Raw genomic sequence first — 24636 nt, 5'->3', positions numbered from 1 at the left:
CCCTGTTGCTCATCTCGTTGTGATTCAGTCCGCGAAGCCCGTCAGGCGCGGGATCGTCATGGAAATCTCGGGCACGAAGGTGATCAGCATGATCACCAGGATCTCGACCGCGAGGAAGGGCAGGATCGCCTTGGAGATCGTCTCGACCTTCTCGTTCGAGACCGAGGCCGCGACGAAGAGCACAAGCCCCATCGGTGGCGTCGCGAGGCCGACGGTGAGGTTCACGCACATGATGATCGCGAAATGCACCGAGTCGACGCCGAGCGAGGTGAAGACCGGGCCGAGGATCGGGCCGAGGATGATGATCGCGGGGCCCGCGTCGAGGAACATGCCCACCGCGAACAGCAGCAGGTTGATCAGGAACAGCAGGAGCAGCGGGTTCTCGGTCAGCGTCAGGATGAAGTCGGCCAGCAGCTCGGGCGCGTGGGAGAGCGAGACCACCGTCTTGAACGACATCGCCGCGCCCACGAGCAGCAGCACGACGGCCGAGGTGATCCCGGCCTTGGACAGCACGTCCGACAGCTCGGCCACCTTCAGCGTGCGCAGCACGAACAGGCCGATGATCAGCGCGTAGGCCACGGCCACGGCCGCCGCCTCGGTGGGGGTGAACACACCCGACAGGATGCCGCCGAGGATGATCACCGGGGTCATCAGCGGGAAGAAGGCCTTGAGCGAGGCCTGCCCGCGCTCGCCCCAGCTGTGGCGGCGCGAGGCGACCGGGAAGTCGTAGCGGTCGGCCATCAGCTTGACGAGCACCATCAGCCCGACGCCGACGAGGATGCCCGGCACGATGCCGGCGAGGAACAGCGCGGCCACGCTCTCGCCCATGACGTAGGCGTAGATGATCATGATGCCCGAGGGCGGGATGATCGGGCCGATCACCGACGAGGCCGCGGTGATCGCGGCGGCGAAGCGGCGGGTGTAGCCCTGCTTCTCCATCGCCGGGATCAGCATCGAGCCCAGCGCCGAGGTGTCGGCCACGGCCGAGCCGGAAAGGCCCGCGAAGAGCATCGAGGACAGGATGTTGACGTGTGCGAGGCCGCCGCGGAAATGGCCCATCATCGCCTGGCTGAACTCGACGAGGCGCAGCGTGATGCCGCCGCGGTTCATCAGCTCGCCCGCCAGCATGAAGAACGGGATGGCCATCAGCGGGAAGCTGTCCATGCCGTTGTAGAGGTTGCGGTAGAGCAGCGTGATGTCGCGCTCCTGCCCGTTCAGCCACAGCAGGATGCCGGGCGCGAAGAGCAGGCCGAAGAAGACCGGCAGGCCGACCATCAGGAAGAACAGGAAGACCGGAAGGAACAGGACCAGCATCTATTCGGCGCTCCCCAGCTCGGGATTGCGGACCATGGGCAGCCGGTCGGCCGCCCCGAACAGGCCCGCCAGGGCCCTGAGCATCAGCTCGATGTTGACGAGGATCAGCATGGCGAAGCCGACCACCAGCGACAGCATCATCCAGCTGCGCGGGATGCGGTACCAGCTGTCGAACGACAGCGAGGTCGGCAGGTAGAGCGAGGCGGTGTCGAAGCGCCCGCCGAGGCCGTTCACCTCGGCCCAGCCGATGGTGAGGCCCATCACCAGCACCAGCATGGCGATCGACAGGAGCACCAGCGTCAGCGCCGAGGACAGCCGCACCGGCAGCGCGGCGGGCAGCGTGTCGATCGCGACGAAGCCGCCATGGCGCAGCGCGGTCGGGGCCATCAGCCCGGTCATCCACAGCATACAGAAGCGCGCCGCCTCGTCGGGCCAGGGCAGCGCGTTGTTGAACACGTAGCGCATGACCACCTGCAGCAGCGTCACCGCCACCATCACCGCGATGGCCGCGACGCCGATGGCGCGGCCCGCCGTGCACAGCCCCGCATTGAGCCGCCCAAGCGGCCCCAGCACGGCCAGAACTCCTCCCATTCCGTCTCCCCTTCCCTCCCGGGTGGCCGCCCCCTCCCCGGGGGCACGCGGCCTAAGTGTCGTCCTGCGCCAGCCGCGCGGGCTTGCCCGCGTAGAAGACCAGCGGCGCGCCGTCGCGCAGCTCGGCCCGGTCGACCCGGCCGACCACGATCACGTGGTCGCCGCCGTCATGCGTGGCCTCGCGCGTGCAGTCGAAGCGCGCCAGCGCGCCAGCGATCACCGGCACGCCCGCGCCGTTCGTCTCGAGATCGTGCTCGCCGAGCTTCCAGGCGTCCTTCGAGACGCCGAAGCACAGCTCGGCCTGGTCGGCGGCGAGCACGTGGATCGCGTAATGCGTGGCATGCGCGAAATGCCGGAACCGGCGCGAGCCCTTGTCGGGCGACCACAGCACCAGCGGCGGGTCGAGCGACAGGCTCGAGAAGCTGTTGGCGGTGATCGCCACCGGCCCCTCCTCGCCCGCCACCGTGACGATGGTCACGCCGGTGGTGAAGCGGCCGAAGGCATCGCGCAGAAGCCGGGTGTTGCCGGCATCCGGCACGAAGCCGGTGATCTCGGCGGCCGCGCTCACGGCACCTCCTTGCCGAGGCCCGCCTCGTAGAGCGTGAACCAGTCCTGCCGGTCGAGCTCCACCTTCAGCGCGTCCGAGATCTTCGCGATGCGGTCGATGTTGTTGGTGCCCATCACCGGCAGGATAGACGCGGGATGCGCCAGCAGGAAGGCCACCGCGACGGCGGCGCGGTCGACGCCCTGCGCGCGGGCGATCGCGTCGAGCCGCTCGGCCACCGGCCCCTGCCCGGTCATCAGGTCGCCCCCGCCCAGCGGCGACCAGGCCATGACCGGATCGTTGCGGCGCTGGTGGAAGGCGAGATCGCCATTGGTGAAGGGCGAAAGCTCCTTGAGCGAGATCTCGATCTGGTTGGTGGCGAGCTTCGTCTCCATCGCCGATTCCAGAAGCTCCACGTCCCAGGGGCGGAAGTTCGACACGCCGACGGCGCGGACCTTGCCGGACGCCACCAGCGCGTCGAGCGCGGCGCCGGTCTCGCGGTGGTCCATCATCGGGTCGGGGCGGTGGATCAAGAGCAGGTCGAGATGGTCGGTGTGCATGTCGCGCAGGCTCGTCTCGACCGCCTGCTCAATGTAGCTGCGCGAGGTGTCGTAATGCTTCACCCGCTTGTCCGAATGCCGGCCCATCGGCGCGACGATGCCGCACTTGCTGACCAGTTCGATCCGGTCGCGCAGGGACGGATCCTCGCGCAGCGCGGCGCCCAGCACCTCCTCGGCGCCGTAGGCGCCGTAGATGTCGGCCTGGTCCATGGTGGTGATGCCCTGCGCGAGGCAGGCGTCGATCTTGGCCCGGACATGGGCCGGCGAGGTGTCGGAATCGTCGGCGATGCGCCACATGCCGTAGACGATGCGGCTGAATTCCACGCCCTTGGCGATCTCGATACGGTCCATCAGCGTCTCTCTCCCGCGCCCAGCGGCGTCTTCGGTGTCTGGTTCGGCACGCGCCCGTAGGCCTCGGGCAGCGAGCAGGTCTTCAGCCTCGGCAGCACGCGGGCGCCGAAATGCTTCGCCTCGTCGATATGCGGATAGCCGGAGAGGATGAAGGCCCGCATCCCCATTTTCCGGTACTCTTCCAGCTTGGAGTAGACCTGGTCGGTCGAGCCCACCAGCGCCGCGCCGCAGCCCGAGCGGGCGCGGCCCACGCCGGTCCAGAGGTTGGGCTCGATGAAGCCCTCCATGTCCGCGAGCTCGCGGTTGCGCGACTGGTGCGACACGCCGAGCGAGGTGGCGTCGAGGGCGCGCTCGCGGATCGCCTTGCCCTGCTCGTCGTCGAGCTTGGAGACGAGATGCTGCGCGTATTCGCGCGCCTCGGCCTCGGTGTCGCGGACGATGACGTGGACGCGCAGACCGTAATCCAGCGTGCGGTCGTATTTCTCGGCCACGGAATGGACCGCGCGCATCCGCTCGGCGAGGTCTTCCTTCTTTTCGGGCCACATCAGGTAGACGTCGCAATGCTGGCCGCAGAGCTCCAGCGCGTCGGGGCTGTAGCCGCCGAAATACAGAAGCGGCCCGCCTTCCTGGTAGGGTCTCGCCGGGTCGGTGGTGAGGCCCGAGAAGTCGTAGACCTCGCCCTTGTAGTTGATCTCGTCCTGCGTCCAGGCCTGCTTGAGGATCTCCACCACCTCGCGCGAGCGCTGGTAGCGGAACTTGCTGTCGGCCTTCTCGCCGGGGAAGTCGGACGAGATCACGTTCAGCGTCAGCCGGCCTTCCAGCATGTGGTCGAGCGTGGCGACGGTGCGCGCCAGCATGATCGGCTGCATCTCGCCACAGCGGATCGCGGCCAGCAGGTTGATCTTCGAGGTGATCGGCGCGCAGCCGGCGACGAAGGACAACGTGTCCTGCCCGACCTGGTAGGAGGACGGGCACAGGATGTTGCGGAAACCTTGGGCCTCGGCGGTCTTCACGATCTCGGAGCAATGCGCCCAGGAGGAGCGCAGATCGCCCTCGGGCACGCCGAGAAAACGGTAGTCGTCCGAGCAGAGCGCGGCGAACCACGACACCTCCACCGCGTCGAGATCGGGCGAGGTGATGGGGACGACGGTCATGGCGGCTTTCCTCCGGCAGCGGCGATTTCGTCTTGCGTAGCAGCCGCCGGAATGCAAATCAATGGTGCATCAATCTGACCTCCACGGTTTCCGCCGATGCCCGCCGCCGCGCCCGCCTCGCTTCCCATGCACCAGCAGATCAGCGAATTGCTGATCCGCGAGATCGCCTCGGGCCGGCTGGTCGAGGGCGAGCGGCTGCCGCCCGAGCGCGACTTCGCGGCCCAGCTCGGCACCTCCGTCAGAACGCTCAGGAAGGCGCTGGCCGAGCTGGCCGACAAGGGCATGCTCGAGCGCATCCAGGGCTCGGGCAACTACGTGCGGCGCAACGCGCGGGCCGAGAGCGTCTACTCGATGTTCCGGCTGGAGCTGCCCGAGGGCGGCGGCCTGCCGCGCGCCGACGTGCTCGACCTCGCGCGGATGCAGAAACCCGCCGACCTGCCCGCCTTCGGCACCTCGTCCGAGGGCACGCGGGTGCGACGGTTGCGCTACCTGAACCAGGTGGTGATCGCGGTCGAGGAGATCTGGCTCGACGGCGCGGCGGGCGGCATCGATTCGGCGAAGCTCGCCGACTCGCTCTATCTCTACTACAAGACCCATCTCGGCTTCTGGATCACCCGCGCCGAGGACCGGGTCACGATGGCCGGCGTGCCGGACTGGGCGCCCGCCGCCTTCGGCGTCCGCCCCGGCGCCCCCACCGGCTACATTGAGCGGCTGAGCTGGGCGCAGCGCCCGGCGCCGGTCGAGTTCTCGCGCACATGGTTCGACACGACGCGCGCGGTCTACGTGCAGCGTCTGATCTGAGGAGACGACATGACCACCACCCGTTACGGCATCATCGGCTGCGGCATGATGGGGCAGGAGCACCTGCGCAACATCGCGCTCCTCGAGGGCGCCGAGGTCGCCGCGATCTTCGAGCCCGACGCCGGCATGCGCGCCGAGGCCGCCCGCCTCGCCCCCGCCGCGCGGATGGCGGATTCGGTCGCCGACCTGCTCGCCACGCCGGATCTCGACTGCCTGCTGATCGCCAGCCCGAACTTCCGCCATCTCGAGCAGATGGAGGAGATCGCCGCCACCAGGCCGCTGCCGATCCTCGTGGAGAAGCCGCTCTTCACCGACCCGGCCGAGACCGCGCGGCTCGCGGCCTTCCGCGACAGCTACCCCGCCCCGGTCTGGGTGGCGATGGAATACCGCTACATGCCGCCGATCGCCGCCTTCCTGAAGGAAGCGCAGGAGACCACCGGCGGCATCCGGATGCTGACCATCCGCGAGCACCGCTTCCCCTTCCTGCACAAGGTCGGCGGCTGGAACCGTTTCAACCGCTACACCGGCGGCACCTTCGTCGAGAAATGCTGCCACTTCTTCGACCTGATGCGGCTCACGCTCGGCGACGAGCCGGTGCGGGTGATGGCCTCTGGCAGCCAGGCGGTGAACCATGCCGACGAGGATTACGAGGGCGTGGCGCCCGACGTGCTCGACAACGGCTACGTCATCGTCGACTTCGCCCGCGGCGGCCGCGCCATGCTGGAGCTGTGCATGTTCGCGGAAGGCGCGCGCTGGCAGGAGGAAGTGACGGCCGTGGGCCCCAAGGCGCGGATCGAGGCGCTGGTGCCGGGGCCGGGCCGGTTCTGGCCCGAGCATCTGGGCGCGCCGCCGGTGCCGCAGCTGATCGTCAGCCCGCGCGACCCCAAGGGCCCCGAGCTGCGCGAGATCCCGGTCGACCCGGCGCTTCTGGAGGCGGGCGACCACAACGGCTCGACCTTCTACCAGCACGCCCGCTTCCTCGAGCTGGTGCGCGGCGAGCGCGCGCATCCCGAGGTCACGCTCGAGGATGGCTGGGCGGCGGTGGCCATGGGCCTCGCGGCGCAGATGTCGATCCGCGAGGGCCGCGCCGTCGCGATCTCCGAGACCGGGCTGATGCCGGCGCGCCTGCGCGCGGCCTGAGACGGCCGCCGCAACAACGGCGCGGAAATATTCGCGCCACCGGGGGGCGAACCGCTTGTCGGACCGCCCCCTGCCATCCCATTTCACCGCGGGGCCGTGCCGACGGCCCAAGGGACAGTGAAAGGGATCTGACATGGACATCTGGCTGCCGCTGATCGGGGGCCTCGTTCTTCTCGTGCTGGGCGGCGAATTGCTGGTGCGCGGCGCGGTGAAGGTGGCGGAGAAGCTCGGCGTCTCGCCTCTGGTGATCGGCCTGACGCTGGTGGGCTTCGGCACCTCGACGCCGGAACTCGTGACCTCGGTGCAGGCGGCGCTCTCGGGCGCGCCGGGCATCGCCTACGGCAACGTCGTCGGCTCGAACATCGCCAACCTGCTGCTGATCCTCGGCGCCTCGGCGCTGATCACGCCGATCGCCGTGCAGTCGGCGGCGCTCAGGCGCGACGGCGGCGTGATGGTGGCGGTGGCGCTGGCCTTCGCCGCGCTCGGCCTCGTGATGCCGCTGGGGATGCTGACCGGCGCGGTCTTCGTCGCGGCGCTGGTCTTCTACATCTGGACCGCCTTCCGGCAGGAAAGCCGCGGCGCGGTGCACGAGAAGGCCGCCGCCGCCGAAGGCGTCGATCCGGGCCTCGCGCCCGATCATGGCGGCTCGGTCGCGGCCGGCCTCGTCACCGCGGTGGCGGGCCTCGGCCTCGTGGTGCTGGGCGGCTACTTCCTCGTGGACGGCGCGACCGCGCTGGCGCGGGCCTTCGGCATCTCCGAGACGATCATCGGCCTGACCATCGTCGCGGTCGGCACCTCGATGCCCGAGCTGGTGACATCGGTGGTGGCGGCGATCCGCAAGCAGGCCGACGTCGCCTTCGGCAACATCATCGGCTCCAACATCTACAACGTCCTCGGCATCGGCGGCGTCACCGCCATGGTCGCGCCGGGCCGGGTGCCGGGCGAGATCATCGGCTTCGACAACCTCGTGATGATCGCCGCCTCGCTGGCGGTGATGGTGCTGGCCTGGACCGGGCTCAGGATCTCGCGCCGAGAGGGCGGGCTGCTCTTGGCGGGCTACGCGCTCTACATCTGGGCGCTCTGGCCCTGACGCCCCCCGGGACATCGCGCCGCGCCGCCGGAACCCCGGCGGCGCGGCCTCCGTTGGCCGGTCAGATCCGATCACGGAAAGGACCCCCGCGATGACCCGTTTCCCGCTTGCCGCCGCCCTACTTCTCGCCGCCGGACCCGTTCTTGCCGAGGCGCATGAGGAGGAGATGGGCCGCAGCCGCATCGTTCCGGCCGAGGAGGCCGAGATGCTGACCTCCGAGCTGGTGATCGGCGCCAAGCTCTACTCCGTCGCCCCCGGACAGGGCCTGCCCGACCGCGATTCGGCCGGCGATCAGGACATCGTCGCCGCCGACGACTGGGAGCAGGTCGGCGACATCGTCGACATCGTGCTGTCGCGCGACGGCAGCATCGGCGGGCTCAAGGCCGAGGTCGGCGGCTGGCTGGGCCTGGGCGGCGACATGGTGGTCTTCGACCTCGCGGAGCTGCGCAAGGTCGGCACCGCCGAGACGCTGGGCTTCGTCACCGACCTCACGCCCGAGGAGTTGGAATCCCGCGCCGAGGCCGGATCGGACTGGTGAGGCCCCGCCCGTGCGGGGCCCCTGCCCTCACTCGGCGGTGTCGAGCACGCCGCGGGCGATCTGGTCGGCCTCGATCGATTCGAACAGCGCCTTGAAGTTGCCCTCTCCGAAGCCGTCATCGCCCTTGCGCTCGATGAACTCGAAGAAGATCGGGCCGATCACGGTCTTGGAGAAGATCTGCAGCAGGATCTTGGTCTCGCCGCCGCCGAGCACGCCCTCGCCGTCGATCAGGATGCCGTGCTTCTCCATCCGGTCGAGCGGCTCCTCGTGGCCCTGCACCCGCTCGCGGCTCATCTCGTAATAGGCGGCAGGGGGCTTGGGCATGAACTTCAGCCCGCGCTCGGCGATCTCGTCCACCGCGTCGTAGATGTCGCGCGCGCCGACCGCGATGTGCTGGATGCCCTCGCCCTTGTAGCGCTTGAGATACTCGACGATCTGCCCCTTCTCGCCCCGGTCCTCGTTGATCGGGATGCGGATGCGGCCGCAGGGCGAGGTCAGCGCCCGGCTGTGCAGCCCGGTGAACTTGCCCTCGATGTCGAAGAAGCGGATCTCGCGGAAGTTGAAGATGTCGCCGTAGAAGCGGAACCACACGTCCATGTTGCCCTTGTGGACGTTGTGGGTGAGGTGGTCGAGGTAGTAGAAGCCCACCCCCTCGGGATGCGCGTCCGACACCCAGTCGAACTCGGCGTTGTAGGGGTTCGTCTCGTAGTAGTCCTCGACGAAGTAGATCAGCGAGCCGCCGATGCCGCGGATCGCCGGCACGTCCATGGTCTTGCCCGGACCGGTGTACTCCTCGGCCCCCTTCGAGACGGCGTGCTTGAGCGCGTGCTGCGCGTCGACCACGCGCCAGGCCATCGAGGGCGCACAGGGGCCGTGCTCCTCGACGAAGTCGCGGGCATGGCTGCCCGGCTCGTCGTTCAGCACGTAGGTGATGTCGCCCTGCTGCCAGAGCTCGATCTTCTTCGACTTGTGGTTCGCGGTGTGGGTGTAGCCCATCTTGCGGAACAGCGCGCGCAGCTCCTCGGGCTCGGGATGGGCGAACTCGACGAACTCGAAGCCGTCGGTGCCGGCGGGGTTCTCATCGGTGATCCGCGCCTTGGGTGCGTCGTGCGGGAACGGTCCCATGGGGTCCTCCTCCTCCTGAATTCCTTGTCGCCGGGCAGGATATCGAAGGATGCGCGCAAGGTGCTTGCAAAGGCCGGCTCGCGACCGGGCACCGCGCACGAAACATGCATGGAAGCGTGAATTGCGCCTTCAGTCGCGCACGAGATGATGCAATCATGCGTCGTATCCACGCGATGGAGGGCGACATGGAGCTGGACCGCACCGACCGCGCGATCCTCGAGGCGCTGCAGCGCGACGGGTCGCTGACCAATGCCGCGCTGGCCGAGATCGTGCATCTTTCGGCCTCGCAATGCTCGCGCCGCCGCGCCGCGCTCGAGGCGGCCGGGCTGATCGCGGGCTACGCGGTTCGGCTCGACGCGGGCCGGCTGGGGATCGGCCTGCGCGCCGTGGTGCGGGTCAACCTGCGCAGCCACGGGCAGGAGCGCGAAGGCGGTTTCGCCCGCTTCGTCGACGACCATCCGCAGATCCGCGCCGCCTTCTCGGTCTCGGGCGATGCCGATTACGTGCTCGACGTGCAGGTGCCCGATCTCGAGGCCTTCGCGCGGTTCGTGCACGACCACCTGCTGCCGCATCCGCAGGTGGCGCATGTGCGCTCGGAAATTGTGCTCAAGACGCTCAAGGATCGGGCAGGTCCGGACCTGTCCCAGCTCTGATCGGCGGCAATCGGCCGTCCTGCCCGCCCCCGGCCCGAAGGGATTGACCCGACTCGCCTCCCTTGCGTGACTGGAAGCGGGAGGCGGCGCGCCGCTGCGGCACGCCGCGGGAGAGAAGACCATGACGGACGTGCTGCCCGCGACAGCCCGGCCACCGCGCGAATCCACCTCGCGCACGGGGGCCGGCCTTCTGGCCGACATACTCGCCGAGGCGCTGCGCGACATGCTGCGGGCCGAGGACACGACCAGCCGCGCGCTGGCGCGCCGCGCCGCGCGCGAGGCGCTCAGGACCCATCAGGCGCTGCGCAGCTGAGGGCGTTGCGTCACCTTGCACGTGGCGCAGAACGGGATTGCAGCTGACCCCCTGCCACGGCCGGCGCGAAGATCCGATATCGGGGGCATCGCAGCCGACGAAGTGCCATGCCCGCAGACCTCGCCCCCTCCGCCCCGCCCTTTCCGCTGCCCGGCGCCCTGCCGGACTGGCGCGGCACGCTGAAGGCGCATTACCTGCGCCTCGGCGCGTGGTCGCGGCGGCTGCGCTTTCTGGCGCCCTTGGGCGACGCCGCGCTCGACCGGCTGGTCGAGACCACCCGCCCCGACGCGGTGATCGCCACCCGGATCGACGACCGCATCCGCGGCGTGCTCGAGCTGTTCTTCGGCCCCGAGGGCCATGTCGAGATCGCGATCTCGATCGAGGACGCCTATCAGGGCCGCGGCCACGGCCGGCGTCTGTTCGAGGCCGGCCTGCGCGAGGCGCGCAAGCGCGGCGCCCGTACCGCCGACCTCTACTTCGCCCGCGACAACACCGGCATCCGCCGCCTGGTCGAGCGCGCCGAGGGGCGCATCGTCGAGCAGGACGGCGAATGCGAGGCCTTCATCGCGCTCGACCGGCTGCCCCGCGCCGCCTGAGCCGGACCCGGGGGCGCGCCTCGCGCGTTCCTTCCCGAAGCGTCAGGGGAGCCCCGATGAGCCAGCTCGTGCAGCCGCGCCTGGTCAACGACCCGTTCGGCGACCCCGGCCTCTATCTCGACTTCCGCCATGGCCGCCGGGCGCTGCTGTTCGACCTCGGCGACGTCTCGAACCTCAGCCCGCGCGAGTTGCTGCGCGTGAGCCACGTCTTCGTCAGCCACGCCCACATGGACCATGTCGCCGGCACCGACCGGCTGCTGCGGCTGCGGCTGCACCGGCCCCGGTCGCTGGAGATCACCGGGCCGCCGGGCTTTCTCGACCAGATGGAGCACCGGCTGCGGGCCTTCACCTGGAACCTGCTCGATGCCGATTCGGTGGATTTCCGGCTGACCGTGGCCGAGTTCGACGGCCACGCGCAGAGCCGCCGGGCGCTGTTTCGCGCCCGCGACGGTTTCGTCCGCCACGAACTGCCGCCCGAGGCGCTGCCGCCCGGGACGGTGCTGTCGGACCCCGATTTCGAGATCCGCGCCACGATGCTCGACCACGGCATCCCCTTGCTCGCCTTCGCCTTCCTTGAGCGCGAGCGGCTCAATGTCCGGCGCGAGGGCGTGCAGGCGCTGGGCCACGAGATCGGCCCCTGGCTCGGCCGCGCCAAGCGGCTGGTGCGCGAGGGGCGCCCACCGGAGACTCCGGTCGAGATCGGCGAGGGCGCGGCGCTGCGGCTGGGGGATTTCGAGGACCGGGCGCTGATCCGCGGCCCGGGCCAGCGCATCGCCTACGTCACCGATTGCGCCGACCATGCCGCCAACCGCGAGCGGATCGCGGCGCTGGCGCAGGGCGCCGACCACCTGTTCATCGAGGCGGTGTTCCTCGAGGTCGACCGCGACCTCGCGCAGGCCACGCATCACCTCACCGCCCGGGCCGCGGGCGAGATCGCGGTCAGGGCCGGGGCGGTGCGGGTGACGGGGTTTCACCACTCGATGCGCTATGTCGGACAGGACAAGACCCCGGCCGTGGAACTGGCCGGGGTCGTCGAGGCAGCACGCGCGACGGGCTGAGGCTACTCCTGCACCTGGACCGCGGATGCGGCGCAATGCGCGCCGGTGGCGGCGAGGCCCGAGCCGTAGGCCATGAGCGGCGGCGCCTGATAGGGGTTGAGCGGCTCGGAGCCGGCGAGGTCGGCGGCGATCAGCGCCGCCACCAGCCCGAGCACGCCGAAGGCGATGGGTTTGCGCGTCATCTCAGCCCTCCAGTCCCAGCTTCGGGCGCAGCTTCACGCCCCACCACGAGCCGTAGAAGGCCGCGATGAACCAGACCCAGCCATGCAGGCTGCCGGTCGAGACGCCCGAGAAGAAGGCGCCGACGTTGCAGCCGAAGGCCAGTCGCGACGAGTAGCCCAGCAGGAAGCCCGCGACGATGGCCGAGATCCAGCCGCGCGCCGGCAGCTTCGGCAGCTTCGCCGTCAGCCCCCGCCGCCAGGAGGCGACGAGGAAGGCGCCGCCGATCAGCCCGATATTGGTGAGCGAGGTCACGTCGGTGAGCAGGCTCTGCTGCAGCCGCTCGGCATTGACCGGAGTCGCCCAGAAGGCCGAGCCCGACAGGTCCGCGCCCAGCGCCTGGGCGCCCTTGGCGGCCCAGAGGCCGAGCCCGTAGACGATGCCCCAGGGCTGGCCCGCGATGAGCAGGTTGCCCACCGCCAGCGCCGCGATCAGCGCCGCCGCGATCCAAAGCCTTCGCGGGATGCGCCGCGCCTCGGCCGGCGCCAGCCACAGCGCCACGGCGGCCACCGCCGCGAGGCCGATCAGCGTCAGCAGAAGCCCGTCGGTACCGTCGAACACCACCACCGGCGCGGTGCCGAGCGAGATCCACCAGTCGAGGTGATAGGCACCCGCGAAGCTGCCGATGGCGAAGAAGGGCAGCGCCACCGCGCCCACCGCGTTGCCGCTGCCGGCATTGACCAGCGTGCCCGAGCCGCAGCCCATGACGAGCTGCATCGCCGCGCCGAAGACGAAGGCGCCGCCGACCATGGCAAAGCCCACCGGGGCGTGCGCGCCGAACAGCTCCTCGCCATTGGTGGCCAGAAGCGGAAAGGCCGCGAGCGCGACGAGACCGATCGAGACCAGCTGCGCGATCAGACCCGCCGGCTCGCGCCGCAGGATCATCGCGCGCCACGGCCCCGCGAAGCCGAAGCGCAGCCCCTCGAGCACGATGCCGAAGCCAAGCCCCACCAGAAGGAGCGCGCCGTAGCGCGCCCCCGCGAAGGCCGCGAGCGCGAGCGCCGCGATCAGCACGCCGCCGATCAGCAGCCCGCGCCGGGCGATCTCGCTTCCGCCGCGCGGCGCGGCGACTGCCGTATCGGCCATGGGCCTCTCCTCAGTTGCCGGTGATCTGGTTCAGCAGGTTCTCGAACACGCCCGGCGTGTTCTGCATCGGCAGACCCGCCTGCGACCAGCCGACCATCGACTCGGGGTAGAGCTTCACGTCGTCGAGCCCCGCCAGCTCGCTCAGCGCGAACCAGTTGGTCGCGGCCCAGTGGCCGGTGTTGCAAAAGGAGATCAGCGTCTCGTCATCCGAGAAGCCGCCCTCCTCGGCCAGCGCCACCGCTGCCTCGGCGTCGATCAGCGTCGGGTCGTCGGAGAACCAGTTGGAATGGGTGAAGTATTCCGACTGCGGCAGCGTGCCGGGCCGGGCGGCGGCGCCATGCGACTGCTCGCCCTTCCAGAAGCTCTCGGGCCGGGCGTCGACCAGCGTCGCCTCGGTCTCGCCCTCGACCACCTGCAGCACGTCCTCCTGCGTGGCGAGCCACTCGTCCGAGAAGCTGACGGTGATGGCGCTGGGCTCGGGGGTCACGGCTTCGGTCGACAGCTGGTTGCCCGCCGCCTCCCAGGCGCCGACGCCGCCGTTGAGGATGGCGAGATCGGAGACGCCGCTCGACTTCAGGGTCCAGTAGACCCGCGCGGCGGCGCCGAAATCGGTCTCGTCGCTGCCCTGGTGGGTGATCACGACGGGGCGGTCGGTGGTGACGCCGAGGCTTTGCAGCACCTCGGTCAGCTCGTCCTCGGGCACCAGCTGGCCCGGGTTCTCGGCCGGGCCGCGGAACAGGCCGTAGGGCGCCGAGACCGCGCCCTCGACATGGCCTTCGCCATAGGCGTCGCCGCGGATGTCGAGCACCAGCGGATCGCCCGATTCCATGAGCGTGGCGAGTTCCTCGGCGGTGACCAGCGGGCCGAACTCGGCCTGCTGCGCGAAGGCGGGAGCGGACAGCACCGTCGCGGCGGCGGCGAGGGAAATGAACCTGTTCATCTTGTCGGCCTTTCCTGAAGAGGTTTGCCTGTAGATCTGCCGCCACGGCGGAATCTTCAACCGCCGCCGCCGCGCCGGGCGCGCGCGGGCCGGATCGACGTTCCGCAAGGCCGCCCGGCCGGGAACGCATGTTCCACGCCATCCAAAATCAAAGGACATGCATTCCACGGGGGCGCGAAAATAAGAACGCGCCGGAACGCATGTCCGCCCTAGCGCAGCGCGTATCCGTGCCTGAGCCGCAACCGCAGCAGCCGGGTGGCGAGGTCCTGCGCCTCGCGCACGGAGCCGGAGCCCGCGATGCGCGTGCGGCCCTTGCCGCCGATCCGGCCCCAGCGCACCACGATGGCGGCCTGCGCGAAGAGATCCGGCTCGAGGCTGATCTCGTAGAAGCGGTAGCAGTTCTTCGCCCGGTCGATCTTCTCGAGATGGATCTCCATCCGCTCGCCCCGCTGGCCCATGTCGCAATAAGAGCGCGCGACCCCCTGCTTGGCAAGGGTCCGGCGCGCCGCATCGTCGAGTGGCAGGCGCTGGCCGGCCCCGAGACGGATGCCGGCGTCGCCCCCCGCCGCCGTCAGTCCAGCCCGAAGATCAGCCCGCCGAGGCTGCCGCCAAGCCCGAGATCGCGGTCGAAGGCGCCGTCGTCGAGGAAGGACAGCACCTGCGCCATGACGAGGGGGTTGTTCATCATGAAGGTGTGGCTGACCGGCAGGACGATATGGTCGGCCGCGCCCGCCAGCCGGGTCGAGGCGACCGAGACCTTGCCGTCGTCCGGCCCCTCGATCAGCCGCGAGAAGACCGGGTTGAGCGAGGCGTCGCCGGCGATGATGCCGACCTCGTAGGCCGGTAGCGGCAGGCCCTTGGGCAGGCTGGCCGGCCCGGTGCCGAGCTGCAGCCCGGCCGGGCCGTTGAACCACTCGAACGGCTCGAAGGCGCCGAACACGTCGACCAGCTCGGAGCCGCCATTGGGCGGCGCCAGCATCACCACCCGGCCCATCTCGGCCGGTCGCTTGGTCGTGAGCCACAGCCGCACCAGGATGCCGCCCATGGAATGGGTGACGAAATGCACCTTGCGGGCGCCGCAGGCGCGCACGTCGTCGTCGATCTCGTCGACCAGTTCCTCGATCCGCGCCTCGGTCGAGGGGTAGCCGCGGTTGACCACCCGGTAGCCCTGCGCCTCGACCACCTCGGCCATCGGCGCCAGCGACAGGTCGGTACGCGCCAGCCCGTGCAGGAACACGACGCAGTCGGTCGCGCTTTCGGGCGCGGCGCGGGCGCAGGCCGAAAGCAGGCCGAGACAGAGCGACAGGATCAGGATGGGCCGGGTCATGGAATGGAGATAGGTGCGCGGGCCTCGCCGCACAGCCCCGAACAGCCCCGTCTTGCCGCGCGGCGCGCTTGCGGCCATGGTCCGCCGCATGAGCCTGCCCCGTCCCGTCCGCCTCGCCGTCCGCGCCGTGCTGCTGCACGAGGACCGGTTGCTTCTGGTCAACGCCTACAAGGGCCGCGGCGATCTGTGGTGCGCGCCGGGCGGCGGCGTCGAGCCGCACGCCTCGCTGCCCGACAACCTCGCGCGCGAGCTGCACGAGGAATGCGGGCTTTCGGTCGAGGTGGGCGCGCCCTGCCTCGTCAACGAGTTCAACGCAGCCCCGCAATTCCACCAGGTCGAGATCTTCTTCCGCTGCCGGCTCAGGGGCCGCGCGTCCGCGGGCGACTGGACCGACCCCGAGGGCATCGTCAGCCACCGCCGCTGGGTCACGCGGGCCGAGATGGCCGGGCTCACGGTCAAGCCCGAAAGCCTCGCCGCGATCGCATGGGACGGGGCGGAGGCCGCGCATTACGACCCGCTCGAGCCGATCCTGCCCTAGCTCGCGAAGAACAGCGCCGTCATCACCAGCCCGACGCCGGTGATGCCGATCCGCAGATGCTCGATCCGGATCAGCTTGGCGCCGCGCGCGCCGAGATAGCCGCCCACCGTGGTTGCCGCCGCCATGATCAGCGCCGCGTCCCATTCGATCAGCCCGGCGGCGGCGTAGGCCGCGGCCGAGACCAGCGACAGCACCGCCGACATCAGCACCTTGATGCCGTTCATGCCATGCAGGTTCACGAAGCCGATCAGCCCGAGCATCGCCAGCAGCAGGATGCCGAGGCCGCCGTTGAAGTAGCCGCCATAGATCGACACCGCGAGCACCGCCGCCCCCGACAGCGCCGGCCCGGCCGGCCCCAGCCCCCGCGCCCGCACGAAGGCGAGGATGCGCGGCCCGAGCGCGAAGAGCACCGTCGCCACCAGCAGAAGCCACGGCACCAGCCCCTCGAACACGGCGCCGGGCGTGACCAGCAGCAGCCCCGCGCCGAGCAGCCCGCCCAGCGCGCCCAGCGCGATGATCGCGCGCAGCCCCAGCGTGCCCTCGGCCGCGACGTCGCCGCGATAGGCCCAGGCGCTGCCGGCATAACCGGGCAGCGCGCCGACCGTGGCCGTGGCGTTGGCGGCGATCGGCGGCACGCCGAGCCAGACCAGCGCCGGGAAGGTCAGGAAGGTGCCACCGCCCGCGACCGCGTTGAGCGCGCCTGCGAGCAGGCCCGCGACGGTGAGCGTGACGACGAACAGCATGCGATCCTCCCCGGCCCGGAACTGGGCCTCCGATCCATGCCGTGCGCATGGACCCGGTGCAAGACCGTTCGGCGGGCTTGTCGCCGGCCGGGCGATCCGGCCTTCTGGGGCGTGAACGAAACATGACGAGGACCACGCCGATGAAACCGCCGAAGCTGCCGATGGAGGGCGCCTGCCGCTGCGGGCACACCCGCATCCGCATCACCGCCGCGCCGCTCGTGACCTCCGCCTGCCACTGCACCGGCTGCCAGAAGATGACCGGCAGCGCCTATTCGCTGAGCGCGATGTTTCCCGCCGAGGGCTTCGAGGTGACCGAGGGCGCACCGGTGATCGGCGGCCTGCGCGGCCCCGACCAGCGCCATCATTTCTGCCCGGACTGCATGAGCTGGATGTTCACCACCTTCCCGGCGATGGAGGCCGTCGTGAACCTGCGCGCCACCATGCTCGACGACGTCTCGTGGTTCGAACCCTTCGTCGAGACCATGACGGACGAGCGGCTGCCCTGGGTGCGGACCCCGGCCAGGCACGGCTTCGAGGGGTTTCCGCCGATCGAGCGCTTTGAGTCGCTGATGGCGGAGTTCGCGCAGGCGCAGCAGGGCGCCTGAGCGCAAAAAAGGGGGCCCTGAGGCCCCCTTTCGCGTCGGATCGGTGATCCGGCGGATGATTACATCATGCCGCCCATGCCACCCATGCCGCCCATGCCGCCCATGTCGGCGCCGGCGCCGGCGTCGTCCTTCTTGGGCTTGTCGGCGATCATCGCCTCGGTGGTGATCAGCAGGCCGGCGACCGAGGAGGCATCCTCGAGCGCGGTGCGGGTCACCTTGGCCGGGTCGATCACGCCGAACTTGAACATGTCGCCGTACTCTTCGGTCTGCGCGTTGAAGCCGAAGGCCAGATCCTGCGATTCGCGGATCTTGCCGGCCACCACGGCGCCGTCGACGCCGGCGTTCTCGGCGATCTGGCGCAGCGGCGCTTCCAGCGCGCGGCGGACGATGGCGATGCCCGCGTCCTGGTCCGAGTTCTCGCCGGCCAGGCCTTCGAGCGACTTGCCGGCCTGCACGAGGGCGACACCGCCGCCGACGATCACGCCTTCCTGCACCGCGGCGCGGGTCGCGTTGAGCGCGTCATCGACGCGGTCCTTGCGCTCCTTCACCTCGACCTCGGTCATGCCGCCGACGCGGATGACGGCGACGCCGCCGGCGAGCTTGGCCACACGCTCCTGCAGCTTCTCGCGGTCGTAGTCCGAGGTGGTGTCCTCGATCTGGGTGCGGATCTGGGCGACGCGCGCCTCGATCTCGGCCTTCTCGCCGGCACCGTCGACGATGGTGGTGTCGTCCTTGGTGATGCGGACCTTCTTGGCGGTGCCGAGCATGTCCATGGTGACGTTCTCGAGCTTCATGCCGAGATCTTCCGAGATCACCTGGCCGCCGGTCAGGATCGCGATGTCCTGCAGCATGGCCTTGCGGCGGTCACCGAAGCCCGGCGCCTTGACGGCGGCGATCTTCAGGCCGCCACGCAGCTTGTTCACCACGAGGGTGGCCAGGGCTTCGCCCTCGACGTCCTCGGCGATGATCAGCAGCGGCTTCTGCGACTGGATCACCTGCTCCAGCAGCGGCACCATCGGCTGCAGCGAGGAGAGCTTCTTCTCGTGCAGCAGGATCATGCAGTCTTCGAGCTCGGCGACCATCTTGTCGTGGTTGGTCGCGAAGTAGGGCGACAGGTAGCCGCGGTCGAACTGCATGCCCTCGACGACTTCGGTCTCGGTCTCGAGGCCCTTGTTCTCCTCGACGGTGATCACGCCCTCGTTGCCGACCTTCTGCATCGCGTCGGCGATCTGGCGGCCGATGGCGGCTTCGCCGTTGGCGGAGATGGTGCCGACCTGGGCGACTTCGTCGCTGTCGTTCACCGGGCGCGCGGCGGCCTTGATCGCGTCGACGACCTTGGCGGTGGCGAGGTCGATGCCGCGCTTGAGGTCCATCGGGTTCATGCCGGCGGCGACCGACTTCAGGCCTTCCTTGATGATGGCCTGGGCCAGAACGGTGGCGGTGGTGGTGCCGTCGCCCGCCTCGTCATTGGTGCGGGAAGCGACTTCCTTCACCATCTGCGCGCCCATGTTCTCGAACTTGTCCTCGAGTTCGATCTCCTTGGCGACGGTGACGCCGTCCTTGGTGATGCGCGGCGCGCCGAAGGACTTCTCGATGACCACGTTGCGGCCCTTGGGGCCGAGGGTCACCTTCACCGCGTTGGCGAGCGTGTTGACGCCCTTGAGCATGCGGTTGCGGGCATCGGTGTCGAACTTGACGTCCTTGGAAGCCATGTGAGTGCTCCTTAATCAGTATGCGTTGGAGAGGGAGAGCGATCTCAGGCGATGACGCCGAGAATGTCGCTTTCCTTCATGATCAGCAGCTCTTCGCCGTTGATGGTGACCTCGGTGCCCGACCACTTGCCGAACAGGATCCGGTCGCCTTCCTTGACGGCCATCGCGATCAGCTCGCCATTGTCCTTGCGCGCGCCCTCGCCACAGGCGATCACTTCGCCCTCGGCCGGCTTCTCCTTGGCGTTGTCGGGGATGATCAGACCACCCTTGGTCTTTTCTTCACCTTCGACGCGGCGCACCAGGACCCGGTCGTGAAGCGGTTTGAATGCCATCTCTGCAGCTCCTCAGCAGTATGTGTTCTCATGCCCCTCGGGGGCATTAGCACTCCCCCTCGGTGAGTGCCAACGCCGGCAGAGTTAGGCAGCGCTCACGCCCCTGTCAAGAAGTCGGCTCGGCGGAAACGACACGGTTTCCCTGCCGCGTGCAGTTTATCGAAATAAGGGCTTCCCCAACGTCCCGTCTCGTGCATAGTGCCGCGCAGGACAACCCCGGAACGGGAGGGCGACTATGACCAGAGGATACATCCTTCACGGCTGAAAGCCGTATCGCCCCCTGACGCGGCGCGGGCGCTTCATGCCCCCGCCACGCCCCGAGTTTCAAGTTTCCGGGACCCGTTCCATGACCCCCATTTCCGACGCGGTCGATCGGCGCATCGACTCCGGCCCGACGCTGGCCTGCCCCACCCCGCTTCGCCTCTCGCGACGCGGCGTGGGCGCATGGCCCGCCATCGCCGGACCCGCCGCCCACCGCCCGCGCGCCTCACCGCTCTAGGCGCGCTTCCGCAGCGTTCGTGACCGGCCCTGCCGGTGGTGCCCCGCGCGCCGCCGCCCGGACCGCTTGCGCCCGCAGACCGGGCCGGGATGTCCCCTGCCCGCAAACTCAACCTGAAATTGAAGGACGCACAGCAATGCACCCTCCGTTCTACATCGTCGACCACCGTGCCGCCCCCGACGCGCCCGCGCCCTGGGAAGACCGGCCGCATGTCCGCCGCGGCGGCCCGGCCCGGCTGGAGCTGGGCCCGCGCCACCCGGCCACCGGCACCGGCTTCGCCGCGCTGCCCGACGCAAGCGGCAGCCCCCCGGCCCGCGCCGGCGCGGCGGGCGGCGTCTGGCCGCGCCTGCGGGCGCTGATCGCCAGACGGCCCGCCCCGGAGCCGGCCCGGTAAGGCAAGGGGCGGCGCGGGATCTCCCGCGCCGCCCTGTCCCCGCCCCTCGGCCCGGCCCATCGGCGTGACAAGGCGGACGCGCCTGCCTATAAGGCGCGCGACCCGACCACACGTCACTTCCGAGGAAATCCCATGACCACGCTCGTCTTCGGCCACAAGGCGCCCGACACCGATTCCACCGGCTCGCCGCTGATCTGGGCCTGGTACCTGCAGCAGCAGGGCCAGCAGGCCGAGGCGCGGCTGCTGGGCACGCCCAACACCGAGGCCGCCTTCGTCGCCGAGCGCTGGGGCTTCGAGCTGCCCGCCGTGATCGACGACGTCGAGGCCGGCCAGAAGGTCGTGATCGTCGACACCAACAACCCCGCCGAGCTGCCGGCCTCGATCAACGCCGCCGACATCACCGCGATCATCGACCATCACAAGCTGTTCGGCGGCCTCGAGACCAAGGGCCCGATCGACATCACCATCAAGCCGCTGGCCTGCACCGCGACCATCATGCACGACCTGATGGGCCACGTCGCGACCGAGATGCCCGAGGGCATCAAGGGGCTGATGCTGTCGTGCATCCTGTCGGACACGCTGGAGTTCCGCTCGCCCACCACCACCCCGGCCGACCAGGCGCTGGCCGAGCGGCTCGCCGCCGATCTCGGCCTCGACATCCCGGCCTATGCCGCCGAGATGTTCGCCGCCAAGTCCGACGTCTCGGCCTTCTCGGAGGCGGAGCTGCTGCGCATGGACAGCAAGGAGACCACGGTCGACGGCAAGAAGCTGCGGGTTTCGGTGCTCGAGACCACCTCGCCCGAGCAGGTGCTGTCGCGCAAGGACGCGCTGAAGGAGGCGATGCCGAAGGTCGCGGCCGAGGACGGCGCCGACGAGGTGCTGCTCTTCGTGGTCGACATCCTCAAGGAAGAGGCGACGCTGATCGTGCCGAACGACGCGGTGAAGGCGATCGCCGAGAAGAGCTTCGACGCGACCGTCACCGGCGACAGCGTGGTGCTGCCCGGCGTGATGAGCCGCAAGAAGCAGATCATCCCCGTGCTGAAGGCCTGAGCCGATGACGAGGATCATCGACCGCTTCGCCGACATCTCGGGCGACTACGACGCCGCCTTCGTGGATCTCTGGGGCTGCATGCATGACGGCGTGCGGGCCCATGACGACGCCGTCGCCGCGATGCGCGGCTTCCGGGCGGCGGGCGGCAAGGTGATCCTCGTCACCAACTCGCCGCGCCCGCGGCTGTCGGTCGAGCAGCAGATCCGCGGCCTCGGCATCCCGCAGGACAGCTATGACAGCATCGCGAGCTCGGGCGATTCGGCCCGCGCCGCGATGTTCACCGGCGCGGTGGGCGAGAAGGTCTGGTTCATCGGCGACGAACGCGACGAGGCCTTCTTCGAGCCCTTGAAGATCATCAAGGATCCGGTGGAGATCACCCGCACCGATCTCGACGCGGCCCAGGGCATCGTCTGCTGCGGCCCCGAGGACGAGCACGCCGACCCCGAGGTCTACCGGCCGCAGTTCCTGAAGGCCAAGCAGCGCGGGCTGAAGCTCCTCTGCGCCAACCCCGACATCGTGGTCGACCGCGGCGAGGAGCGGGTCTGGTGCGCCGGCGCGCTCGCCAAGCTCTACTCCGAGATGGGCGGCGAGAGCCTCTATTTCGGCAAGCCGCACCCGCCGATCTACGACCTCGCGCGCCGTAGGCTCGCGGAGATCGACCCGACCGTGTCGGACGCGCGGATCATCTGCATCGGCGACGGGCCGCACACCGACGTCTCGGGCGCGGCCGGCGAAGAGCTCGACTGCCTGTTCATCTCGGGCGGCCTCGCGGCCAAGGAGACCGGCACGCGCGAAGGCGGTCAGCCCGACCCCGACAGGCTCGAGGCCTATCTGAAGAGCGAACGGCAGGCGCCCGAGTTCACCATCGGCTTCCTGCGCTGATCCGGCCGGGGCGCGCGCCCGCTTGCGCGCGCCCCGGCGCACGGCTACCCAAGGCGTCATGCGCATTCTGAGCGACTTCACCGACATCGCCCCCGAGGATCGCGGCGCCGCCGCCGCGATCGGCAATTTCGACGGCGTGCATCTCGGGCACCTGTCGGTGATCGACCTCGCCCGGACCGAGGCCGAACGGCTCTGCGCGCCATTGGGCGTCATGACCTTCGAGCCGCATCCGCGCGAGTACTTCGCCCCCGACGCCCCGCCCTTCCGGCTGATGAACCGCGCCGCCCGCGCCCACCGGCTGCAGAAGGTCGGTGTCGAGAAGCTCTACGAGCTGCGCTTCGACGCCGATCTCGCCGCGCACACGCCCGAGGGCTTCGCCCAGGAGGTGATCGCCGAGGGGCTCGGGCTGCGCCATGTCGTGGTCGGCGCCGATTTCCGCTTCGGCAAGGGCCGCGCCGGCGACACCGCCATGCTGCGCGAGCTGGGCGAACGCTTCGGCTTCGGCGTCACCATCGCGCCGCTGGTGGCCTTCGACCAGGGCGAGGTCAGCTCCACCGCGATCCGCGAGGCGCTCTCGGAGGGCCGGCCGCGCGACGCGGCGCGGATGCTCGGCCACTGGCACCGGCTCGAGGGCGAGGTGATCCATGGCGAGAAGCGCGGCCGCGATCTGGGCTACCCCACCGCCAACATGGCCGTCGACGGGCTGCACATGCCGCGCTTCGGGGTCTACGCGGTCAAGGTCGACGTGCTCGACGGCCCGCATGCCGGCAGCTACGACGGCGCCGCCTCGATCGGGGTGCGGCCGATGTTCGGCGAGAACCACCCGAACTGCGAGACCTTCCTGTTCGACTTCAAGGGCGACCTCTACGGCGCCGAGATCTCCGTCGCGCTGGTCGAGTACCTGCGCGGCGAGGAGAGGTTCGACGGGCTGGAGGCGCTGATCGCGCAGATGGACGCCGACTGCGCCCGCGCCCGCGAGGTGCTGGCCCATGCGTGACAAGTTCTGGGAACTGCCGCTCGAACAGCTCGACAAGGCGGAATGGGAGGCGCTCTGCGACGGCTGCGGCAAGTGCTGCCTCAACAAGATCGAGGACGAGGACACCGGCGAGGTGGCGCTGACCCGCGTCGCCTGCCGCCTGCTCGACGGCGCGACCTGCCGCTGCACCAAATACGCCACGCGGCACCGCTACGTGCCCGAATGCATCGTGCTGACGCCCGAAAAGATCGCCGAGACCATGTACTGGCTGCCCGCGACCTGCGCCTACCGGCTCCGGGCCGAGGGGCGGCCGCTCTACGACTGGCACCACCTGATCTCGGGCGACCCGGCGACCGTGCACCGCGCCGGCGTGTCGATGATCCACCGCACCGTGCCCGAAACCCAGGTCGATGACGACGACTGGGAGGACCACATCATCGAGGAGCCCGTCTGATGCAGTTCGCCTCCGACAATGCCGGCCCGGCCCACCCCGCCGTGCTCGAGGCGATCGCGCGGGCCAATGACGGCCACCAGCGCGCCTACGGCTCGGAAAGCGCGCTCGACCGGGTGCGCGACCGTATTCGCGAGATCTTCGAGGCGCCGCAGGCCGAGGTGCATCTGGTCGGGACCGGAACGGCAGCGAACTCGCTGATCCTCGGCTGCATGGCGCAGCCCTGGGACGCGATCTTCTGCTCCGAGCACGCGCATATCGAGCATGACGAGGGCAACGCGCCCGAATTCTACACCGGCGGCGCCAAGCTCTCGATCGTTCCCGCCCCCGACGGGCGGATGTCGGTCGCCGATCTCGAGCGGGTGATCGGCCCCGAGGGCGCGCGCTCGTTCCACAACGCGCAGGCGGGGCCGATCTCGGTCACGCAGGTCACCGAGACCGGCGCGGTCTACGGGCTCGACCAGCTGCGCGCCATCGGCGATCTGGCCCGCGCGCGCGGCCAGCGCGTGCACATGGACGGCGCGCGCTTCGCCAACGCGGTCGCGGCGCTGGGCTGCAGCCCGGCCGAGATGACCTGGAAGGCGGGCGTCGACGCGCTGAGCTTCGGTGGCACCAAGAACGGGCTTCTGGGCGTCGAGGCGGCGGTGTTCTTCGAGCCCGACCTCGCCCGCGACTTCGCGCTGCGCCGTAAGCGCGGCGGGCACCTCTTCTCCAAGCACCGCTTCCTGTCGGCGCAGATGGAGGCCTATCTGGCGGACGACCTCTGGCTCGACCTCGCACGCCGGGCCAACGCCGCCGGGCGGATGCTGGTCGAGGGGCTGCGCGCACATGAGGATGCCGAGATCCTTTACCCGGCCGAGGCCAACCTCGTCTTCGTCACCCTGCCCCGCGCCACGCTGCGGCGGCTGATCGAGGCGGGGGCGGATTTCTACGTGATGGACGGCGATCCGATGGCGGGCGACCCCGAGGCGCGGCTCACTGCGCGCATGGTCTGCGACTGGTCGGTGGGCGAAGAGGGCGTGGCGCGCTTCCTGTCGCTGCTGGGCTGAGGCG

30 protein-coding genes are annotated in these 24636 nt (G+C 70.0%); 16 read left to right on the top strand and 14 right to left on the bottom strand.

The genetic code is table 11. The annotated features are described in order from the left end of the window. Nucleotides 1-24: 24 nt before the first annotated feature. From BLT43_RS05265 to BLT43_RS05245, 5 genes are read right to left on the bottom strand one after another with little or no spacing between them, the layout of a single operon-like run. A complete protein-coding gene (locus tag BLT43_RS05265; protein ID WP_090110746.1) occupies nt 25-1314 on the bottom strand; it encodes a TRAP transporter large permease in 1290 nt (429 codons plus the stop codon). Then, nucleotides 1315-1905 (bottom strand): TRAP transporter small permease, encoded by a 591-nt coding sequence (locus BLT43_RS05260; protein WP_090110744.1) that lies wholly within the window; start codon nt 1903-1905, stop codon nt 1315-1317. Between the two features lie 52 nt (nt 1906-1957). Continuing rightward, nucleotides 1958-2473, bottom strand: a complete 516-nt coding sequence (locus BLT43_RS05255) for a flavin reductase family protein (RefSeq protein WP_090110742.1) — start codon at nt 2471-2473, stop codon at nt 1958-1960. Next, nucleotides 2470-3360, bottom strand: coding sequence for an aldo/keto reductase (locus BLT43_RS05250; RefSeq protein WP_090110740.1), 891 nt, complete (start codon nt 3358-3360; stop codon nt 2470-2472). The genes BLT43_RS05255 and BLT43_RS05250 overlap by 4 nt, the downstream gene beginning before the upstream one ends. Continuing rightward, on the bottom strand, nt 3360-4514 hold the full coding sequence (locus BLT43_RS05245) for an LLM class flavin-dependent oxidoreductase (RefSeq protein ID WP_090110737.1): 1155 nt from the start codon (nt 4512-4514) through the stop codon (nt 3360-3362). The genes BLT43_RS05250 and BLT43_RS05245 overlap by 1 nt, the downstream gene beginning before the upstream one ends. A 96-nt stretch (nt 4515-4610) precedes the next feature. Here BLT43_RS05245 and BLT43_RS05240 point away from each other — a divergent pair, with 96 nt between their 5' ends. The 4 genes from BLT43_RS05240 (at nt 4611) to BLT43_RS05225 (ending at nt 8083) form a co-directional block, all read left to right on the top strand. Then, nucleotides 4611-5315: a GntR family transcriptional regulator gene (locus BLT43_RS05240; protein WP_090110735.1), complete on the top strand. Its 705-nt coding sequence runs from the start codon at nt 4611-4613 to the stop codon at nt 5313-5315. Between the two features lie 9 nt (nt 5316-5324). After that, on the top strand, nt 5325-6455 hold the full coding sequence (locus BLT43_RS05235) for a Gfo/Idh/MocA family protein (protein WP_090110733.1): 1131 nt from the start codon (nt 5325-5327) through the stop codon (nt 6453-6455). Between the two features lie 133 nt (nt 6456-6588). Further along, nucleotides 6589-7545: a calcium/sodium antiporter gene (locus BLT43_RS05230; RefSeq protein WP_090110731.1), complete on the top strand. Its 957-nt coding sequence runs from the start codon at nt 6589-6591 to the stop codon at nt 7543-7545. A gap of 91 nt (nt 7546-7636) precedes the next feature. Then, nucleotides 7637-8083 (top strand): hypothetical protein, encoded by a 447-nt coding sequence (locus BLT43_RS05225; RefSeq protein ID WP_090110730.1) that lies wholly within the window; start codon nt 7637-7639, stop codon nt 8081-8083. A 27-nt stretch (nt 8084-8110) separates the two neighbouring features. On the opposite strand, the gene hppD is transcribed toward BLT43_RS05225, so the two are convergent. Beyond that, nucleotides 8111-9208 (bottom strand): 4-hydroxyphenylpyruvate dioxygenase, encoded by a 1098-nt coding sequence (hppD, locus tag BLT43_RS05220; RefSeq protein ID WP_090110727.1) that lies wholly within the window; start codon nt 9206-9208, stop codon nt 8111-8113. Nucleotides 9209-9363: 155 nt separating this feature from the next. On the opposite strand from hppD, the gene BLT43_RS05215 reads away from it, so the two are divergent. The 4 genes from BLT43_RS05215 to BLT43_RS05200 all read left to right on the top strand — a co-directional run bounded on the left by BLT43_RS05215 (nt 9364) and on the right by BLT43_RS05200 (nt 11828). After that, a complete protein-coding gene (locus tag BLT43_RS05215; protein WP_242652224.1) occupies nt 9364-9861 on the top strand; it encodes an Lrp/AsnC family transcriptional regulator in 498 nt (165 codons plus the stop codon). A gap of 121 nt (nt 9862-9982) precedes the next feature. Continuing rightward, the gene (locus BLT43_RS05210; RefSeq protein WP_090110726.1) at nt 9983-10174 is read left to right on the top strand and encodes a hypothetical protein; all 192 of its coding nucleotides are present in this window, start codon (nt 9983-9985) and stop codon (nt 10172-10174) included. Nucleotides 10175-10281: 107 nt separating this feature from the next. Beyond that, nucleotides 10282-10770: a GNAT family N-acetyltransferase gene (locus BLT43_RS05205; protein ID WP_090110725.1), complete on the top strand. Its 489-nt coding sequence runs from the start codon at nt 10282-10284 to the stop codon at nt 10768-10770. Nucleotides 10771-10826: 56 nt separating this feature from the next. After that, nucleotides 10827-11828: an MBL fold metallo-hydrolase gene (locus tag BLT43_RS05200; protein WP_165612542.1), complete on the top strand. Its 1002-nt coding sequence runs from the start codon at nt 10827-10829 to the stop codon at nt 11826-11828. A 2-nt stretch (nt 11829-11830) separates the two neighbouring features. Here BLT43_RS05200 and BLT43_RS05195 read toward each other — a convergent pair whose 3' ends face one another. From BLT43_RS05195 to BLT43_RS05175, 5 genes are all read right to left on the bottom strand, one after another. After that, on the bottom strand, nt 11831-12010 hold the full coding sequence (locus tag BLT43_RS05195) for a hypothetical protein (protein WP_090110723.1): 180 nt from the start codon (nt 12008-12010) through the stop codon (nt 11831-11833). A 1-nt stretch (nt 12011) separates the two neighbouring features. Beyond that, nucleotides 12012-13133: a YeeE/YedE family protein gene (locus BLT43_RS05190; RefSeq protein ID WP_090110722.1), complete on the bottom strand. Its 1122-nt coding sequence runs from the start codon at nt 13131-13133 to the stop codon at nt 12012-12014. 10 nt (nt 13134-13143) lie between these two features. Continuing rightward, nucleotides 13144-14073 carry a sulfurtransferase gene (locus BLT43_RS05185; protein WP_090110721.1) on the bottom strand — a complete coding sequence of 310 codons (930 nt, stop codon included), beginning with the start codon at nt 14071-14073 and terminating at the stop codon, nt 13144-13146. 209 nt (nt 14074-14282) lie between these two features. After that, nucleotides 14283-14510 carry a WGR domain-containing protein gene (locus BLT43_RS05180; protein ID WP_090111499.1) on the bottom strand — a complete coding sequence of 76 codons (228 nt, stop codon included), beginning with the start codon at nt 14508-14510 and terminating at the stop codon, nt 14283-14285. Between the two features lie 134 nt (nt 14511-14644). Continuing rightward, the gene (locus BLT43_RS05175; protein ID WP_090111498.1) at nt 14645-15400 is read right to left on the bottom strand and encodes an alpha/beta fold hydrolase; all 756 of its coding nucleotides are present in this window, start codon (nt 15398-15400) and stop codon (nt 14645-14647) included. Between the two features lie 88 nt (nt 15401-15488). On the opposite strand from BLT43_RS05175, the gene BLT43_RS05170 reads away from it, so the two are divergent. Continuing rightward, complete coding sequence (locus tag BLT43_RS05170; RefSeq protein ID WP_090111496.1) at nt 15489-15938, top strand: NUDIX domain-containing protein; 450 nt, start codon at nt 15489-15491, stop codon at nt 15936-15938. Here BLT43_RS05170 and BLT43_RS05165 read toward each other — a convergent pair. Further along, nucleotides 15935-16681, bottom strand: a complete 747-nt coding sequence (locus tag BLT43_RS05165; RefSeq protein WP_090110720.1) for a sulfite exporter TauE/SafE family protein — start codon at nt 16679-16681, stop codon at nt 15935-15937. The genes BLT43_RS05170 and BLT43_RS05165 overlap by 4 nt on opposite strands. A gap of 140 nt (nt 16682-16821) precedes the next feature. Between BLT43_RS05165 and BLT43_RS05160 the strand changes: the two genes are divergently transcribed. Continuing rightward, nucleotides 16822-17286, top strand: coding sequence for a GFA family protein (locus BLT43_RS05160; RefSeq protein ID WP_090110719.1), 465 nt, complete (start codon nt 16822-16824; stop codon nt 17284-17286). A 59-nt stretch (nt 17287-17345) separates the two neighbouring features. Here the strand turns inward: BLT43_RS05160 and groL are convergent, their stop codons facing one another. Both groL and groES read right to left on the bottom strand, forming a co-directional pair. Further along, nucleotides 17346-18998: a chaperonin GroEL gene (gene groL / locus BLT43_RS05155; RefSeq protein ID WP_090110718.1), complete on the bottom strand. Its 1653-nt coding sequence runs from the start codon at nt 18996-18998 to the stop codon at nt 17346-17348. A gap of 44 nt (nt 18999-19042) precedes the next feature. Beyond that, nucleotides 19043-19330 (bottom strand): co-chaperone GroES, encoded by a 288-nt coding sequence (groES, locus tag BLT43_RS05150; protein WP_090110717.1) that lies wholly within the window; start codon nt 19328-19330, stop codon nt 19043-19045. A 635-nt stretch (nt 19331-19965) separates the two neighbouring features. Here groES and BLT43_RS05145 point away from each other — a divergent pair. From BLT43_RS05145 to BLT43_RS05120, 6 genes are all read left to right on the top strand, one after another. Continuing rightward, nucleotides 19966-20223 (top strand): hypothetical protein, encoded by a 258-nt coding sequence (locus BLT43_RS05145; protein WP_090110716.1) that lies wholly within the window; start codon nt 19966-19968, stop codon nt 20221-20223. 132 nt (nt 20224-20355) lie between these two features. Then, a complete protein-coding gene (locus BLT43_RS05140) occupies nt 20356-21273 on the top strand; it encodes a manganese-dependent inorganic pyrophosphatase (RefSeq protein WP_090110714.1) in 918 nt (305 codons plus the stop codon). Between the two features lie 4 nt (nt 21274-21277). Then, nucleotides 21278-22156 (top strand): TIGR01459 family HAD-type hydrolase, encoded by an 879-nt coding sequence (locus BLT43_RS05135; RefSeq protein ID WP_090110712.1) that lies wholly within the window; start codon nt 21278-21280, stop codon nt 22154-22156. 58 nt (nt 22157-22214) lie between these two features. Further along, entirely contained in the window at nt 22215-23153 is a 939-nt protein-coding gene (locus BLT43_RS05130; protein WP_090110710.1) for a bifunctional riboflavin kinase/FAD synthetase, read from the top strand. Continuing rightward, nucleotides 23146-23586 carry a YcgN family cysteine cluster protein gene (locus BLT43_RS05125; RefSeq protein WP_090110708.1) on the top strand — a complete coding sequence of 147 codons (441 nt, stop codon included), beginning with the start codon at nt 23146-23148 and terminating at the stop codon, nt 23584-23586. Before BLT43_RS05130 ends, BLT43_RS05125 begins: the two co-directional genes overlap by 8 nt. Next, the gene (locus BLT43_RS05120) at nt 23586-24632 is read left to right on the top strand and encodes a threonine aldolase family protein (RefSeq protein WP_090110706.1); all 1047 of its coding nucleotides are present in this window, start codon (nt 23586-23588) and stop codon (nt 24630-24632) included. Before BLT43_RS05125 ends, BLT43_RS05120 begins: the two co-directional genes overlap by 1 nt. The last annotated feature ends 4 nt before the right edge of the window (nt 24633-24636 follow it).

The organism is Limimaricola pyoseonensis, assembly GCF_900102015.1.
Taxonomy (GTDB): Bacteria; Pseudomonadota; Alphaproteobacteria; order Rhodobacterales; family Rhodobacteraceae; genus Limimaricola; species Limimaricola pyoseonensis.
This window is presented reverse-complemented; position numbering and strand designations above follow the sequence as displayed.